Annotated in this window: 14 protein-coding genes; 8 read left to right on the forward strand and 6 right to left on the reverse strand. The window is 71.9% G+C overall.

The annotated features are described in order from the left end of the window. Nucleotides 1-32: 32 nt before the first annotated feature. On the reverse strand, nt 33-755 hold the full coding sequence (locus AB0F82_RS23685; protein WP_356810473.1) for a class III extradiol dioxygenase subunit B-like domain-containing protein: 723 nt from the start codon (nt 753-755) through the stop codon (nt 33-35). A 69-nt stretch (nt 756-824) separates the two neighbouring features. After that, nucleotides 825-2,348, reverse strand: a complete 1,524-nt coding sequence (gene miaB / locus AB0F82_RS23690; RefSeq protein WP_362631060.1) for a tRNA (N6-isopentenyl adenosine(37)-C2)-methylthiotransferase MiaB — start codon at nt 2,346-2,348, stop codon at nt 825-827. Between the two features lie 16 nt (nt 2,349-2,364). On the opposite strand from miaB, the gene AB0F82_RS23695 reads away from it, so the two are divergent. Further along, nucleotides 2,365-2,490, forward strand: a complete 126-nt coding sequence (locus AB0F82_RS23695) for a hypothetical protein (protein WP_362631062.1) — start codon at nt 2,365-2,367, stop codon at nt 2,488-2,490. A 32-nt stretch (nt 2,491-2,522) separates the two neighbouring features. Further along, entirely contained in the window at nt 2,523-3,518 is a 996-nt protein-coding gene (locus AB0F82_RS23700; protein ID WP_362631064.1) for a TAXI family TRAP transporter solute-binding subunit, read from the forward strand. A 3-nt stretch (nt 3,519-3,521) separates the two neighbouring features. Here AB0F82_RS23700 and AB0F82_RS23705 read toward each other — a convergent pair whose 3' ends face one another. Together AB0F82_RS23705 and AB0F82_RS23710 are read right to left on the reverse strand one after the other, a co-directional pair. After that, nucleotides 3,522-4,553, reverse strand: coding sequence for an ROK family protein (locus AB0F82_RS23705; protein WP_436842138.1), 1,032 nt, complete (start codon nt 4,551-4,553; stop codon nt 3,522-3,524). A gap of 21 nt (nt 4,554-4,574) precedes the next feature. Beyond that, the gene (locus tag AB0F82_RS23710; protein ID WP_362631066.1) at nt 4,575-5,657 is read right to left on the reverse strand and encodes a LacI family DNA-binding transcriptional regulator; all 1,083 of its coding nucleotides are present in this window, start codon (nt 5,655-5,657) and stop codon (nt 4,575-4,577) included. Between the two features lie 367 nt (nt 5,658-6,024). On the opposite strand from AB0F82_RS23710, the gene AB0F82_RS23715 reads away from it, so the two are divergent. Together AB0F82_RS23715 and AB0F82_RS23720 are read left to right on the forward strand one after the other, a co-directional pair. Beyond that, nucleotides 6,025-7,278 (forward strand): glycoside hydrolase 5 family protein, encoded by a 1,254-nt coding sequence (locus tag AB0F82_RS23715; RefSeq protein ID WP_362631068.1) that lies wholly within the window; start codon nt 6,025-6,027, stop codon nt 7,276-7,278. A 98-nt stretch (nt 7,279-7,376) separates the two neighbouring features. Further along, nucleotides 7,377-9,581 carry an endo-beta-N-acetylglucosaminidase gene (locus AB0F82_RS23720; protein ID WP_362631070.1) on the forward strand — a complete coding sequence of 735 codons (2,205 nt, stop codon included), beginning with the start codon at nt 7,377-7,379 and terminating at the stop codon, nt 9,579-9,581. A 30-nt stretch (nt 9,582-9,611) separates the two neighbouring features. On the opposite strand, the gene AB0F82_RS23725 is transcribed toward AB0F82_RS23720, so the two are convergent. Next, on the reverse strand, nt 9,612-11,024 hold the full coding sequence (locus tag AB0F82_RS23725) for a sensor histidine kinase (protein WP_356810480.1): 1,413 nt from the start codon (nt 11,022-11,024) through the stop codon (nt 9,612-9,614). 12 nt (nt 11,025-11,036) lie between these two features. Next, complete coding sequence (locus AB0F82_RS23730; protein ID WP_362631072.1) at nt 11,037-11,741, reverse strand: response regulator transcription factor; 705 nt, start codon at nt 11,739-11,741, stop codon at nt 11,037-11,039. Between the two features lie 356 nt (nt 11,742-12,097). On the opposite strand from AB0F82_RS23730, the gene AB0F82_RS23735 reads away from it, so the two are divergent. The 4 genes from AB0F82_RS23735 (at nt 12,098) to AB0F82_RS23750 (ending at nt 15,507) form a co-directional block, all read left to right on the forward strand. Then, entirely contained in the window at nt 12,098-12,883 is a 786-nt protein-coding gene (locus AB0F82_RS23735) for an amino acid ABC transporter ATP-binding protein (RefSeq protein WP_356810482.1), read from the forward strand. A gap of 118 nt (nt 12,884-13,001) precedes the next feature. Continuing rightward, nucleotides 13,002-13,925, forward strand: a complete 924-nt coding sequence (locus tag AB0F82_RS23740) for a glutamate ABC transporter substrate-binding protein (RefSeq protein WP_362631074.1) — start codon at nt 13,002-13,004, stop codon at nt 13,923-13,925. Between the two features lie 95 nt (nt 13,926-14,020). After that, entirely contained in the window at nt 14,021-14,668 is a 648-nt protein-coding gene (locus tag AB0F82_RS23745; protein ID WP_362631076.1) for an amino acid ABC transporter permease, read from the forward strand. Further along, a complete protein-coding gene (locus tag AB0F82_RS23750) occupies nt 14,665-15,507 on the forward strand; it encodes an amino acid ABC transporter permease (RefSeq protein WP_362631078.1) in 843 nt (280 codons plus the stop codon). Before AB0F82_RS23745 ends, AB0F82_RS23750 begins: the two co-directional genes overlap by 4 nt. The last annotated feature ends 581 nt before the right edge of the window (nt 15,508-16,088 follow it).

Raw genomic sequence — 16,088 nt, forward strand, 5'->3', positions numbered from 1 at the left:
CCCGTGCGGCCTGCCCCGGGCCTGACCGGACGCTACGACCAGGCGGCGACGAAGTACCCCACGCCGTACGGGGCGTCCTCGTACAGCAGCCGTCCGGCGAGGTCCGCGCCCTCGGCGGCGCCGGCCAGCACCTGCCAGGGGGCGCGCCCGGCGGCCTGGAGTTCGGCGGCGAGCCCGGCGTCGATCGCGGCGAGCGCGGCCACGTCCGCGGTGCCCAGGGCGCGGGCGGCGGCCGCGTCGAAGCCCGCGGCGCGCTCGTCCAGGTAGCCGGGGGCCTTGAGGGTGCGGCAGGCACTGCCGTCCCCGACGACCAGCATGGCCACGCGTTCGGCGGAACGGCCCAGGTCCGCTCCGAGCAGGCCGCAGCCGCTGGGCGGGAGGTCCTCGGCGACGGCCACTCCGGCGACCGGGGCGGCCGCCCAGCCGGCCCGACCGAGCAGCCAGCCCGCGACCGCGAGGGAAGCCGGGAGGGCGGCCCCGGTGGCGTGGCCGCTCGGCGGTTCGCCCAACTCGGGGCCGAGGGTGACGGTCAGGTCCACGCCGAAGCCGGCGAAGCTGCCGGGCGTGCCCTGGTCGTACCCGCCGCCCTCCTCCGCGGCCCCGACCACGACCAGCAGGTCGGGCCGGGAGGCGGCGAGCACCGCGAGCGCGTCGGAGCAGGCGGTGCGGGCGTCGGCGAGTTCGGCGGCGGCGCCCGCGGCGACCTCCGGCACGAGCAGCGGCGGGGCGGGACAGACGGCGGCGGCTACGAGCATGATCCGCAGCCTAGCCGGACCGCGGCACCGGAGCCTCGGGAGGACCGGGCCCTCAGGAGCACCGGAGCCTCAGGAGGAGGCGGGCACCGAGCAGCCCGAAGCGACGGCCGGCAGGGGCGTCGGGACGCCCAGCGTCGGGATGCCGAGCATGACGCCCGCCGGCTGGGCCGGGGCGGCGTTGCGCTTCTCCCAGGCGTCGCCGGCGCGGGTGCGCCGCACCGTCAGCGTCGGGCCCTCGGCCAGCAGGTGGTGCGGGGCCGCGTAGGTGATGTCCACGGTGACCACGTCACCGGGGCGGACCTCCTGCTCCGGCTTGGTGAAGTGCACCAGGCGGTTGTCGGGGGCGCGGCCGGACAGGCGGTGCGTGGCGCCGTCCTTGCGCCCCTCGCCCTCGGCGACCATCACCTCCAGCGTGCGGCCGACCTGCTTCTTGTTCTCCTCCCAGGAGATCTCCTCCTGGAGGGCGACCAGGCGCATGTAGCGGTCCTGCACGACCTCCTTGGGGATCTGCCCGTCCATGTCGGCGGCGGGGGTGCCGGGCCGCTTGGAGTACTGGAAGGTGAAGGCGTTCGCGAAGCGGGCCTCGCGCACCGCGTGCATCGTCTGCTGGAAGTCCTCCTCCGTCTCGCCGGGGAAGCCCACGATGATGTCCGTGGAGATCGCGGCGTGCGGGATCGCGGCGCGGACCTTCTCGATGATGCCGAGGAAGCGCTCCTGGCGGTACGAGCGGCGCATCGCCTTCAGGATCGGGTCCGAGCCGGACTGCATCGGCATGTGCAGCTGCGGCATCACGTTCGGGGTCTCGGCCATCGCCGCGATCACGTCGTCCGTGAAGTCGCGCGGGTGCGGCGAGGTGAAGCGGACCCGCTCCAGGCCCTCGATCTGGCCGCAGGCGCGCAGGAGCTTGCTGAAGGCCTCGCGGTCGCCCAGGTCGGAGCCGTAGGCGTTCACGTTCTGGCCGAGCAGGGTGATCTCCGAGACGCCCTCGGCGACCAGCGCCTCCACCTCGGCGAGGATGTCGCCGGGCCGGCGGTCCTCCTCCTTGCCGCGCAGCGCCGGGACGATGCAGAAGGTGCAGGTGTTGTTGCAGCCGACGGAGATCGAGACCCAGGCGGCGTACGCGGACTCGCGGCGGGTCGGGAGGGTGGAGGGGAAGGCCTCCAGCGACTCGGCGATCTCGACCTGCGCCTCCTCCTGGATGCGGGCGCGCTCCAGCAGCACGGGGAGCTTGCCGATGTTGTGCGTACCGAAGACGACGTCGACCCAGGGGGCCTTCTTGACGATCGTGTCGCGGTCCTTCTGGGCGAGGCAGCCGCCGACGGCGATCTGCATGCCGGGCCGCTTCGTCTTCATCGGGGCGAGTCGGCCGAGGTTGCCGTACAGCTTGTTGTCGGCGTTCTCGCGGACCGCGCAGGTGTTGAAGACCACGACGTCGGCGTCGCCGTCGGAGCCCTCGGGCGCGCGGACGTAGCCGGCGTCCTCCAGCAGACCGGAGAGCCGCTCCGAGTCGTGCACGTTCATCTGGCACCCGTAGGTGCGCACCTCGTAGCTTCGCTTCTCGTCCACTGCCTGGCTCCGGTCGCTGCTGGTCATGCAACAAGGGTAGGTGGTGGACGGGAGCCCTCAGGCCGCCGTGCGCCCGGTCACCCGGCGGGACCCGGCCGAACCGGCCGAGCCGCAGGTCAAGGGCTCGGCGGCGGTCGCGGGCGGGGGCCGCGGACGGCCCGCGCCGTGACAGGACGGCGGCCGGGTGGCAGGATCGCGCGCATGCCTCTCGTACCGCCCCGGATCAGCAGGCGCCACGCCCTGCGGGTCCTGGTGGCCGTACTCGCCGTGCTCGGCGTCCTCACGTGGTGGCTGAAGCCCTTCGGGAAGCCGGAGCTGCAGGGCGAGCTGACCGTCAGCACGGGCGCGCGGACCGGGGTCTACCACCGGTACGGGCAGCTCCTGCAGCAGGCACTCGGACAGGACATGCCCGGGGTGGACGTCGAGCTGGTGACCAGCGAGGGATCGCAGGAGAACCTGAAGCGGCTGGCCACCGGGGAGGCGGACTTCACCGTGGCCACGGCGGACGCGGTCGCCCAGTACCGGCTCGACGGGAAGCCGGGCGCGGACCTGCTGCGCGGATGCGCGCGGCTCTACGACGACTACGTGCAGCTGGTGGTGCCGGCCGGATCCCCGGTGCAGTCGGCGCGGGACCTGCGGGGCAAGCGGGTGGCGATCGGCCAGCCCGGTTCCGGCGTGCGGCTCGTCACGGAGCGGCTGCTCACCGCGGCCGGCATCGACCCCGTCCTGGACCTCACGCCGGTGTCCATCGGCATCGACACCATGCCGACCGAGCTGGAGGCGGGCCGGATCGACGCCTTCTTCTGGTCGGGCGGCCTGCCGACGAACGCGGTGCGCGAGCTGTCCGAGCGCTTCGACGTCCGGCTCGTGCAGCTCGGCGACCTCGTGGAGCAGCTCCAGGGGAGCGGGAGCCCGGCGCGCTACTACCGGACGGCCGTCATGCCGCAGGACGCGTACAGCCGGGCGCGCAACACCAGCGCGGTGACCACCCTGGCCGTGCCGAACCTGCTGGTGACCACGGCCAGGGCCGACCCCGGGCTGACCGAGCAGCTGACCCGGACGGTGATCGCCAGCCGCGACAAGGTCGGGCGCGCGGTGCACGCGGCGCAGCTGGTGGACCTGCGCACGGCGATCTACACCGATCCCCTGGAGCTCCACGAGGGAGCCGGCCGGTACTACCGGTCCGTCAAGCCCTGACGCTCACGCCGTGGGCGCGGGGGCGGCCGGGGACAGCAGCATCGTCGCCGCAGCGGCCGCGCCGATCAGCCCCGCATGGGTGCCCAGCGTCGCCGGCACCACCTGGAGCTCCTGGACGAAGGAGAGCGTGGCGTACTGGGCGAGGTGGGAGCGGATCGGGCCGAAGAGGGTGTCCCCCGCGGCGGCCACTCCGCCCCCGATGACCGCGATGTCCGTCTCCACGAGGGTGGCGCTGGCCGCGATGGCGGCGGCCAGGGCGCGGCCGGCGCGGTCGAAGGCGGCCAGGGCGATCGGATCGCCCTGCGCGGCGGCTGCGGCCACGCCCGCCGCCGTGGCGTCGTGCGCGGCGCCCCGGCCGGAACCCGCCGACGGCTTCCAACCCTGGTCGAGGGCCCAGCGGGCGATCGCCGTGCCGGAGGCGATCGACTCGACGCAGCCGCGGCCGCCGCAGGCACACGGCTCACCGTCGAAGGCCACGCTGATGTGGCCGATGTGGCCCGCGTTGCCGGTGGGGCCGGGGTGGAGCTGGTTGTTCAGGATCAGCCCGCCGCCGACGCCCGTGGAGACCACCATGCACAGGGCGTTCGCGTATCCGCGGGCCGCACCCAGCCAGTGCTCGGCCGCGGTCATCGCCACACCGTCGCCGGCCAGTACGGCCGGCAGTTCGGCTCCGCGCGCCGCGAGCTCCGCCGCGACCCGCTCCTGGACGGGAAAGTCCCGCCACGCCCCGATGTTGACCGGGCTGACCGTGCCCCGGGAGGTGTCCACGGGGCCGGCGCTGCCGATCCCGCAGCGGACCGCGGAAGGCCACAGCGGTGACTCGGACAGGTCGGCGACGACCTCGGCCACCGCCGCCATGACGCCTTCGGCGTCCACTCCGCGCGGGGTGGCCCGGCGGGTGGTTGCCGACATCGTGCCGTCGGGGTGCACCAGCGCCCCGGCGATCTTCGTGCCGCCGATGTCGATCGCCACCGTCGGTCCGGTGGCCGCTGCGGCGGCACGCGGTGTGGGCGACGGGGCGGTGGGGGTGATCACGGTGGCGGCTCCAGGAAGGGTTCAGGAATCAGTATGCGCGGGGGCCGGCGCCGTGCTCTCGCGAGGCTCCAGCCGCGGCCGCTCGCTCTCTCGTACTCCGGTCGGAGCGCCGGCGAGTACGGACAGGAGTTCCTCGGCGGCCAGCCGCCCGAAGCCGGCCGTGTCGCGGACGAGGGCGGTGAGCCGGGGGTGGGTGACCCGGCACAGCGCGGAGTCGTCCCAGGCGACGATCGACAGCCGGTGCGGCACGGGGATGCCCAGCTCGGCGGCGACCGCGCTGCCGGCGACGGCCATCACGTCGTTGTCGTAGACGAGCGCGGTCGGGGGCTCCGGCTCGGCGAGGACCCGGCGGGTGGCGGCGGCGCCCTCCGCGTCGGAGTAGTCGGTGACCACCGAGCGGACGTGGTCCGGGCCGAGGCCGCGGCGCTCGGCCTCGGCCCGCAGGGACTCCATCCGGCGGACGGTGTGGGCGAGACCCGGCAGCCCCGCTATGTGGACGATCCGGCGGTGGCCCAGCCCGTGGAGGTGTTCCACGACTTGCGCCATCGCACCGGCGTCGTCGGCCCGGACCGAGGAGACCGGCGGGGCTCCGGTGCCGGCCTGGGGCCCGGAGGCCACCGGGGGGCCGTCCGGCGGGCCGGGCTCGCCGATGGTGACCGCGGGCAGGCCCAGCTCCGCCAGGAGCGCCGGGCGCGGGTCGCCCGTACGCGGGTCGACGACGAGCACGCCGTCGACTCGCCGCTCGGCCCACCAGCGGCGGTAGACCGCGCATTCGGCGTCCACGTCCTCGACGACCTGGAACAGCAGCGCGGTCCGGGCGGCGGAGAGGACCTCCTGGACTCCGGAGACGAGCTGCAGGAAGAAGGACTCGACGCCGAGGGTCTGCGCGGGCCGGGCCAGGACGAGCCCGACGGCGCCGGAGCGTTCACCGGACAGGGCGCGGGCCGCACTGTTGGCCTGCCAGCCGAGTTCCTCCGCGACGCGGCGGATCCGGGCCCGGGTGTCCCGCGAGACTCCGGGGCGGTCGTTCAGCGCGAAGGAGACGGCGCTCTCCGACACTCCGGCCCGTCGGGCGATGTCCTTGATCGTGGGTCTGCGGGCCATGGCCTGCCTCATTCACTACGGGGTGCGGACGACGGGGTACGGACGACGGGCATCGGACGACGGGGTACGGATGACGGACGGCACGTGCCGGACCGTACGCGACCCGGCCTCGGCGGACGACCCGTCAACCACCGCTCCCCGCAGAGGCCTGGCCGGAAAACCGCTGTCCATTTGCGCACACTTCCCAGGACGACGCCACCACTGAACCGCATTAGCTACTGAAGGACTTGGCAGCGGAGCCCTTGGGGTGACTGGACTGAAGCGCTTAAGTAGCCCCGCCGGAGGCGCTGTTGACTTTCCGCATCGGCACCGGCATTTTGTGGCCCGCCCGGTGAATTCGTGCAGACTCCAGAACCCAGGACGCCTCGTGCAGGACGACCCGCTCCGCTTTGGTGCCAACTACACGCCGGCCCAGGGCTGGTTCCACCACTGGCTGGACTTCGACCTCGACGAGGTCAGGGCCGATCTCGACGCGATCGCCGCGCTCGGGTTGGACCACGTGCGCGTCTTCCCGTTGTGGCCGGTCTTCCAGCCGAACCGCACGCTGATCCGGCCGCGCGCCGTCGAGCAGCTCGTCGCGCTCGCGGACGCGGCCGCCGAGCGCGGGCTCGACGTCAATGTGGACGGCCTGCAGGGGCACTTGTCGAGCTTCGACTTCCTGCCCGCGTGGACCCGGACCTGGCACCGGCGCAACATCTTCACCGACCCCGACGTGGTCGCCGGGCAGGAGGAGTACCTGCGCACGCTCGCCGCGGCCCTCGCCGACCGCCCGAACTTCCTCGGCATGACCGTCGGCAACGAGATCAACCAGTTCTCCGGCGCCCCGCACCCCGACCCCGACCGCATCACCCCGGCACAGGCCGCCCGCTGGCTGGAGCGGATGCTCGCCGCCTGCGAGCGGGGGGCGCCCGGCCGCCTCCACCTGCATGCCGAGTACGACGCCGTCTGGTACCGGGACGACCACCCCTTCACGCCCGCCCAGGCCGCCGGGCTGGGGGCGGCCACCGCCGTCCACTCCTGGGTGTTCGACGGCACCGCGCAGCGCCACGGGGCGGGCGGTACGGCGACCGAGCACCACGCCGCGTACCTCATCGAGCTCTCCAAGGCCTGGGCCCTGGACCCGCACCGGCCGGTGTGGCTCCAGGAGGCCGGCGCCCCGGCGCCGCTGATCGGGCCGGAGCAGGCGGCGCGGTTCACCGAGGCCACCGTCGTGAACGCGCTGGACTGCCCGGACCTGTGGGGGGTGACCTGGTGGTGCTCGCACGACGTGTCCCGGGACCTCGCCGACTTCCCGGAGCTGGAGTACGGCCTCGGCCTGCTCACCAACGACCGCAGGACCAAGCCCGCCGGCGCCGCCATCGCCCGGATCGCCGCGCAGTGGCGCGGCCGCGCGCACCGTCCCGCTCCGCGCTCCACTGCGCTCGTCGTGGACGTGGGCGGGGCGGAGCGGGCCCCGGTCCGTTCCGTGTGCGCCCCGGGCGGCACGTTCTTCGACGCCTGGACCGTGCTGACGGCCCAGGGGGCGCGGCCCGCGGTGGTGCTGGCGGAGCGCGCCGAGGACCCGGTCCATCTGGCGGCGCGCGGCATCACCGAGGTGCTGCACGTTCGCGACGTCTGGTGAACCGGATCGCCCCGATCCGCCCCGACCGGATCCGACCCGACCCGGATCCCGACCCGACCGGATCCCGATCCGGTCCGACCGCTCGTGAGGAGCCCCTCATGTCCGAGACCGACCACGGCGTCGACCGCCGTACGCCGCCGGTACCGTTACGGCCGCTCCCGTCAAAGCCGCACCCGCTGCGGCCGCACCCCTTATGGCCCGCCCGGCGCAGAGTCCTGGCCGCCGGGGTCGGCGCCGCCGCGCTGCTGGGCGTGGCCGGGCGCGCGCGGGCCGCCACGGCCGGGGAGCCGGCCGTGCCCGCGTCGGTCGCGCCGGAGCCGGGCGGCCTGGCCCCGTACGCCTCCTACTGGTTCCCGGACTCCCTCCCGGAGGGCACCCCCGGCCCGGGGATCGTGTGGCGCTCGCTCAGCCGGTGGCGCCCCGAGGACGACCCGGATCTGGCCCACAACACCGCGACCGTGCCGCTCGCGGAGCGGTTCACCCCCGTCCCGGCCAACGGGACGGCCCGCGCCGGCCAGGCCCGTATCGCCTCCCTCGTCTCCTTCGCGCCGACCGCGGGCAACCCTTCGCAGGGCTCCCCCACCGCCGACTACTACGCGCTCACGCACTGGGCGTACATCGACGAGCTGGTCTTCTGGGGCGGCTCCGCGGGCGAGGGGATCGTCCTGGCCCCGAACGCCCCCGTGGTCGACGCCGCCCACCGCAACGGGGTGCGGGTGCTGGGCAACGTGTTCCTGCCGCCGGTGGCGTACGGCGGCGACCTGCGGTGGACCCGCGACCTGGTGCGGCGCGACTCCCTCGGCCGCTTCCCGATCGCGGAGCAGCTCGTCCGCGTTGCGCGGACGTACGGCTTCGACGGCTGGTTCGTCAACGCGGAGACCGACGGCGGCGACAGCGCCCTCGCCACCCGGATGCGGGAGTTCCTGCGCGCCCTGCGGGCGGCGGGCGAGCCGCACGGGCTGCGGATCACCTGGTACGACGCCATGAACAGCACCGGCCGGGTCGGCTGGCAGGGCGCGCTCAACGCCCTGAACCAGGAGTTCTACGAGGACCGGGCCGGCAAGGTCGCGGACACGATGTTCGTGGACTTCCGCTGGACCCCGGACACGCTGGCCGCCTCGGGTGCGCTCGCCGACCGGCTGGGCCGTTCCCGCCACGAGCTGTGGGCGGCCGTGGACACGGAGTCCCGGGGCTGGGACGCCGACGTCCGCTGGGACGCGATCGTCCCGCGGACCGGCGACCACGTCGTCAGTTACGGCTTCTACCGGCCCGAATGGACCCGCAACCACCTGGCCGACCGCTCCCCGGGAGCCTTCCACCACGCGGACGACCGGTTCTGGACGGGCGGGTCCCTGGACCCGTCCCGGCCCGCGCCCGCAGCTTCCTGGCGGGCCCCCGCGACGGTCGTCGCCGACCGGTCCACCGTCGCCGGACTGCCCTTCGCCTGCACTTTCAACACCGGACACGGGCTGCGGTGGCACGAGAACGGCGAGGTCACCTCGGACGCTCCCTGGAACCACCTCGGGCTCCAGGACCGGCTGCCGGGCCGCCGCTGGGTGGTGTACACCGCCGGAATGCGCCCGTCCGTCACCCTGGACTTCGCGGACGCCTGGCGCGGCGGCTCCAGCCTGCTGGTCTCGGGCACCCTGACGGCGCCGGTGGCCGTCGGTCTGCACTCCACGCGGCTGCCGCTGACCCGCGGGAGCGTCGTGGAGCTGGTGCACGCCACCTGTTCGGGTCCGGTGACCGTCGAGGTGGGCGTGGCCACCCGGGAGCCCTCCGCCCCGGGGGAGCCGGTCCCGTACACCTGGCTGCGGACCGGGAGCACGGGCGCCGGGGCGGCCGGCGCCGCCGGCTGGTGCACGGCGCGGGCCGCGCTCGCGCCGCTGGCGGGCAGGACCGCGTACGCCCTCGCCGTGCGGATCACCGCGCCCGGCCGCACTGCGGTGGTGTGGCGGCTCGGCGCCCTGTCGGTGCACGACGGCGCCCGCACCCGGTGCCCGGCCCCGCCCACCGCGCCGGCCGTGGACGCTGCGGCCCGCCAGGACGGCAGGGCCTGGCTGCGCCTGTCGTGGCGGGCGGCGGTGTCCGGTCCGGGTGGGCGGCCGCGCCACTACGAGGTGCACCGGTGGCTGCCCGGCGGCGGGCGCCGCTTCCTCGGCGGCACCTGCGGCACCGCCCTCTACCTCCCGGGGGTCCCGCGCGCCGGCCGGGAGCGGGCGGCCGTCTTCGAGGTGCGGGCCGTCGACGAGCTGTATGCGGTGTCCGCGCCCGCCAGCACGACCCTGCCCTGGGAGCCGTAGGGGCTGTCAGAGGCGTTGTGCCGGTCAGGGTCAGGGGGCCTCGGGGCTCGTGCGCGGGACGGTCACGGTCACCCGGAGGCCGTGCGGCGTGTTCGTCGCGTAGGAGAGGGTCCCGCCGCCCCCGGCGAGCAGGGTCCGGGAGATCGACAGGCCGAGTCCGGAGCCCTTGACGTTCTGGTGGCGGCCGCTGCGCCAGAAGCGGTCGCCCACGCGCAGCAGCTCCTCCTCGGTGAGGCCGGGGCCGCGGTCGGCGACGACCACGCGGACCGAGCGGCCCTCGGCCGAGACCGACACCTCGACCTCCTCACCCGCGGGGGTGAACTTGAGGGCATTGTCTATGACTGCGTCGAGCGCGCTGGACAGGGCGATGGGGTCGGCCCAGCCGGTGACGGCGGTCCGGCCCGTCTCGGTGAGCCGTACGCCCTTCTCCTCGGCGTACGGCCGCCACGCGGCGACCCGTTCCGCGGCCAGCGCGCCGATGTCGGTGAGGCTGATCTCGGCGGAGGCGTGCTCGGCCAGCGCCAGGTCCAGGAGGTCGTCGAGGACCTGCGTCAGGCGCTTGCCCTCGGTGCGCACGGACGCGATCTCCTCGTTGCCCTCGGGCAGTTCGAGGGCGAGCAGCTCGATGCGCAGGAGCAGTGCCGCGAGCGGGTTGCGCAGCTGGTGCGAGGCGTCGGCGACGAACGCCCGCTGCTGCTCCAGTGCCTCTTCGACGTTGTCGGCCATCTCGTTGAACGAGTGCGCCAGACGCTGGAGTTCCGGCGGACCGCTGGCGGCCGCGACGCGGGAGTTCATCCGGCCGGTGGCGATGCCGTGGGCGGCGGTGTCAAGTGTCCGTACGGGCTTGAGCACCCAGCTGGTGAGCCGCAGGGCGGCGCCGAAGGCGACCAACATGGCGGCGGTGAGGCCGCCCGCGATGAGCAGCCAGCCCCTCAGGATCCGGCCCCGCATGAGGTCCGTCGGCGATTCGGTGGCGACGACCGCGACCACGTCGCCGTCGAGGACGACCGGGGAGGCGACGAGCAGCTTGCCGTGTGTCTGCCAGGGCCACACCTGGGGCGGATCGTGGCTGCGGCGCCCTGCGAGCGCCTCCTCGAAGGCCCGGCGGCCCTCGCCGGCCTCGGGGAGCTGCCACCAGCCCGGGGAGCGGACCATGGCGGCGTCGTCGCGGTTGAAGATCCCGACACGGATGCCGTACAGCTCGTGGTAGCGGCCGAGTTCGTGCTGGAGGGTCTGCTCGCGCTCGTCGGCTCCGGTGGAGCCGGAGCCCCGGGCGTCGATGACGAACTGGGCCAGGGCGGCGAAGCGGGCGCTGTCGTCGATGCGGTCGACGACCACCCGCTGCTGCTGTCCGGCGGCCAGGCTCACGGCGAGCGGAAAGCCGAGGGCGAGCAGCGTGCCCGCCATCAGGATGACGAGCAGGGGGAGCAGGCGGGCGCGCACGGCAGGAGGCCCCTAGGGGGCGGCCGGGGCGACGAGCCGGTAGCCCACCCCGCGGACGGTCTCGATGAGGGCGGGCATGCGCAGCTTGGAGCGCAGCGAGGCGACGTGGACCTCCAGGGTGCGCCCGGTCCCCTCCCAGCTGGTGCGCCAGACCTCGCTGATGATCTGCTCGCGGCGGAAGACGACGCCGGGCCGCTGCGCGAGCAGGGCCAGCAGGTCGAACTCCTTGCGGGTGAGGGGTACGTCGGTGCCGTCGACGCTGACCCGGCGGGTGGGCAGCTCGATGCTGACGGGGCCGAGGCGGACGGTGGTGGGCGCCCCGGTGCCGGTGGCGGCGGCCTCCTCGGAGGTCCCGGTGCGCCGGGCGACGGCGTGGATGCGGGCGAGGAGCTCGCCGGTGTCGTAGGGCTTGACGACGTAGTCGTCGGCGCCCATGTTCAGGCCGTGGATGCGGGAGCGCACGTCGGCCCGCGCGGTGACCATGATGACGGGCGTGGCGGTGCGCTTGCGGATCCGGCCGCAGACCTCGTAGCCGTCCTGGTCGGGCAGGCCGAGGTCGAGCAGGACCACGCCGTAGGGCGGGGCGCCGGCGGGCAGCAGTGCCTGGAGGGCTTCTTCGCCGCTGCGGGCGTGGGTGACCTGGAAGCCGTGCCGGGCGAGGATCGCGGACAGGGCGGCGGCGACGTGATCGTCGTCCTCGACGAGCAGCAGTCTCATGTCGTCCCCCTCTCCTTCTTCTCTCTCGGTCTCCCGGGCGGCCCCGCGCCCGGGCCGCGGTCCGCCTCGTACGGCCCGCACCCTCCCGCGCGGCCGGTCGGTGCCGCGCGTACGGCCGCAGGAATGGCCACCCTGCATCCACGCCCATGCGGAGTCCCACGTCAAGAGCGTTCCGCCGCGGCGCGCCTACCGTTATGCACCCGGTACGAGTACATGATCGACCACGCCGGTGCCGCGCACGGAGCGTATCCGGAAGAGGCCGGATCGTTATGCTCAATTCTCCCTCAGATGTGATGACGTTGTGCGCGAGTCGTCACTACTGTCCTCCCAACCGAGGAGGACGGAGCTAGAAGCCGATGAGCGGAGTATCAGTGACCAAGGACGTTCAGGACGCGGCCGGTGCCGCGGACGACCTGGTCGTGCTGAGCAACGTCAACAAGCACTTCGGCGCGCTGCACGTGCTTCAGGACATCGATCTGAGCATTGCCCGCGGTGAGGTAGTCGTGGTGATCGGTCCTTCGGGATCGGGCAAGTCCACGCTGTGCCGGACCATCAACCGCCTGGAGACCATCGACTCGGGCACCATCACGCTCGACGGCAAGGAGCTGCCCTCGGAGGGCAAGGAGCTCGCCCGTCTGCGGGCCGACGTCGGCATGGTGTTCCAGTCGTTCAACCTCTTCGCGCACAAGACGGTGCTGCAGAACGTCATGCTGGGCCAGCTCAAGGTCCGCAAGACCGACCAGGCCGCGGCCCACGCGAAGGCGCTGTCCCTGCTGGAGCGGGTCGGTGTCGGGTCGCAGGCCGACAAGTACCCGGCCCAGCTCTCGGGCGGCCAGCAGCAGCGCGTGGCGATCGCCCGGGCGCTGGCGATGGAGCCCAAGGTGATGCTCTTCGACGAGCCCACCTCGGCGCTCGACCCGGAGATGATCAACGAGGTGCTGGAGGTCATGCAGCAGCTCGCCAGTGAGGGGATGACCATGGTGGTCGTCACGCACGAGATGGGCTTCGCCCGCTCCGCGGCGAACCGGGTCGTCTTCATGGCCGACGGAAAGATCGTCGAAGAAGCCACCCCCGAGCAGTTCTTCAGCAACCCGCGCAGTGATCGCGCCAAGGACTTCCTGTCGAAGATCCTGCACCACTGAGGGTCTCGTCTGGTAGTCATCCGTATGCGGATCACCGCCGGAACGGTTCCTGTCGGCCGTGCGTGCGCCGTAGGCGTCGCTCGTCGATCAACAACGTCTCATCCGAGGGAAGTTCACCATGAAGATCTCCAAGGCCGCCTCGGCCGCGGCCGTCGCCGTCGCCCTTGCCCTGACCGCGACCGCCTGTGGTGGCAAGGAGGGCTCCGCAGGGGACCCTCAGTCCGTCAAGCCCGGCCAGTCCGACGCCCCCGCCCTCCCCACCTACACGGTCGCGAGCGACGTCACGCTGGACTCGCCGGTCTTCGCGGAGGCCAAGAAGCGCGGCAAGATCGTCATCGGCTCCAAGGCCGACCAGCCGTACCTCGGCTTCGAGGACCAGGCCACGAAGAAGCGCTCCGGTTTCGACATCGAGATCGCGAAGATGATCGCGGCCGACCTCGGTTTCGGCGAAGACAAGATCGAGTGGAAGACCGTTGACTCGGGCGTCCGCGAGACGGCCATCTCGACCGGGCAGGTCGACCTGTACGTCGGCACCTACACGATCAACGACAAGCGCAAGCAGCTCGTGGGCTTCGCCGGCCCGTACTACAAGGCCGGCGCCGACCTGCTCGTCCGCAAGGACGAGACCACGATCACCGGCCCCGACACACTCCAGGGCAAGAACGTCTGCTCGATCGTCGGTTCCACCCCGCTCCAGGAGATCAAGAAGCCGCAGTACGGCGCCAAGACCACTGAGCTCGCCAAGTACTCGGACTGTGTGCAGCAGCTGCTGACGAACCAGGTCGACGCAGTGACGACGGACGACTCGATCCTCAAGGGCTACGCTGCGGCGAACCCCGGCAAGCTGAAGGTCATCGGCAAGCCCTTCACCCAGGAGCCCTACGGCGTCGGCATGAACAAGGACGACAAGGCCCTCCGTGACTTCGTGAACACCTCCCTCGAGAAGCACGTCGGGGACGGCACGTACAAGAAGATCTATGAGGGCACGCTCGGCCTGTCCGGCTCCGCGTACGTCGAACCGCCGGCCGTCGTCCGCTACTGACCCGGCACACCAAGGGCGTCCCGTGATACGCGCGCGGGACGCCCACCGGCCGCGCCCCTTCCGATGATCAAAGACCCTGCCGCCGCGGAGACTTCATGAACGTACTGCTCGATAACTTCCCAGCCTTTCGCGACGGCTTTCTCGGGACGTTGTCGATCACCGCAGTCAGCAGCGTCATCGCCCTGCTGCTCGGATTGTTGATCGCCAGCTTCCGAGTGTCACCTGTGCCTCCCTTGAGGTTCATCGGGACAGCCTGGGTCACGCTGCTCCGCAACACCCCGCTGACACTGCTGTTCCTTGTCTCGTTCTTCGTCATCCCGGAAATCCTTGTCCCGGGTATGAGCCCCTTCGTCCTCGGATCCCTCGCCCTGGGCTTCTACACGTCCAGCTTCGTCTGCGAGGCCGTACGGTCGGGAATCAACACGGTCCCGCTCGGGCAGGCCGAGGCTGCCCGGTCCATCGGTCTCACGTTCATTCAGACTTTGCGGCTCGTCGTCCTGCCGCAGGCCACTCGGACCGTGCTGCCGCCCCTGAGTTCCATCTTCATCGCGCTGACCAAGAACTCTGCGATCGCTGGCGCCTTCAGCGTTTCCGAACTGTTCGGATGGCAGAAATTGATGAGCGATCAAGGCTACGACATCGTGCCCGTCTTCATCTGGGTCGCTCTCGGCTACCTGTTGATCACGTTTACCATCAGCGGCATCTTCAAGGTGCTGGAGCGTCGCATGGAGGTGGCCCGATGAGCGCGAACGTACTTTTCGACGCACCGGGACCGAAGGCGATCCTTCGCAACCGCATCTACGCCGTCATAGGCACCCTGATGCTGGTCGGCCTGATCGGTGTCAGTGTCATGCGACTCGCCGAGAAGGGGCACCTCGCCCCCGAGATGTGGGACATCTTCAACTACGCGGGGATCCGCCAGAACATCCTCGACGGCCTGATCGCCACTCTGAAGGCTTTCGGCATCGCCGCGGTGGGCTCGCTTGTCCTCGGTGTGCTCCTGGCTCTGGGAAAGCTCTCCGACATCCGCCCTGTGAGGTGGGTCGCGACGGCGTTCGTCGAGATCTTCCGATCGGTCCCGCTGCTGATCACGATCTACGCGGTATGGGTCGGTTTCCTCACCGACTACTCCATGTGGGCGCTGGCCATCGGACTGTCGATATACAACGGCTGCGTCCAAGCTGAGATTCTGCGCGCCGGCGTCAACTCCGTGCCTCGCGGGCAACGCGAAGCGGCCTATTCGCTCGGCATGACGAAGAGCCAGGTCATGGCGAACGTACTGCTGCCTCAGGCAGTGCGTGCGATGCTTCCGACCATCATCAGCCAGCTGGTCGTCACCCTCAAGGACACTTCTCTCGGATTCATCATCCTCTATCCAGAGCTCCTCCAGACGGCAAGGCTTATCGCCGGCAACACCCAGGTCAACGGGCAGTACCCGTATGTCTCGACCATCGTAGTGATCGGCACCATCTACATCTTGCTCTGCCTCGCGCTGTCGAGTCTGGCGACCTGGATCGAGAAGCGCGGCCGCCGAGTGACGAAGAGCGTCGAGCCGGAGGCAACGGCACTCACCGCAGCGTGATCCTGAGCGATAAACAGAAGGGCCGTCGGTACGATCCGGCGGCCCTTCTGTCATGCACTCGGCGCCCGTCACACACGTTCAAACGCCACAGCATGACGCGGACCACGTGGCGCCGGGTACGGAGCGGGGCCAGCCCGCCTCGGGCTCCGCGCCTGCATGAAGGCCGGCGCGCGGCCGAGGCGACCCGCAATCCCCAGCGGGACGCCTCGCGACATCCAAAGCCGGCATCGGTGCAGCAGACCACCGGACTATGGCTGCACAAACAGAGAGGGCTCCGGTTGCCACTGGATTACCAGCGACAACCGGAGCCACACGGACTCAGCAGCAGCCGTTCCTCGTCCACGAGCCGTAAGTCGGCCCGTTGAAACCAGCGCAAACGTATCGGCGGAGGCGCAGTCGGCGCCCGCCACAGAGGGGGGAGTCGGAGGCACACGCGTACTGGTAGGTGCAGTCATCCTGGTCCGCGTCCGCGATTCCATTCCGCAGCACGCTCGCCAGCACCTTGTCACCAAGCCGACTCACGACTCCGTTGAAAAACATCAAGAACTCCTGGTTTATATCTGACGACTCGACCACCCGAA

Origin of the sequence: Streptomyces virginiae (genome assembly GCF_040638905.1) — a bacterium.
Lineage (GTDB): Bacteria > Actinomycetota > Actinomycetes > Streptomycetales > Streptomycetaceae > Streptomyces > Streptomyces virginiae_B.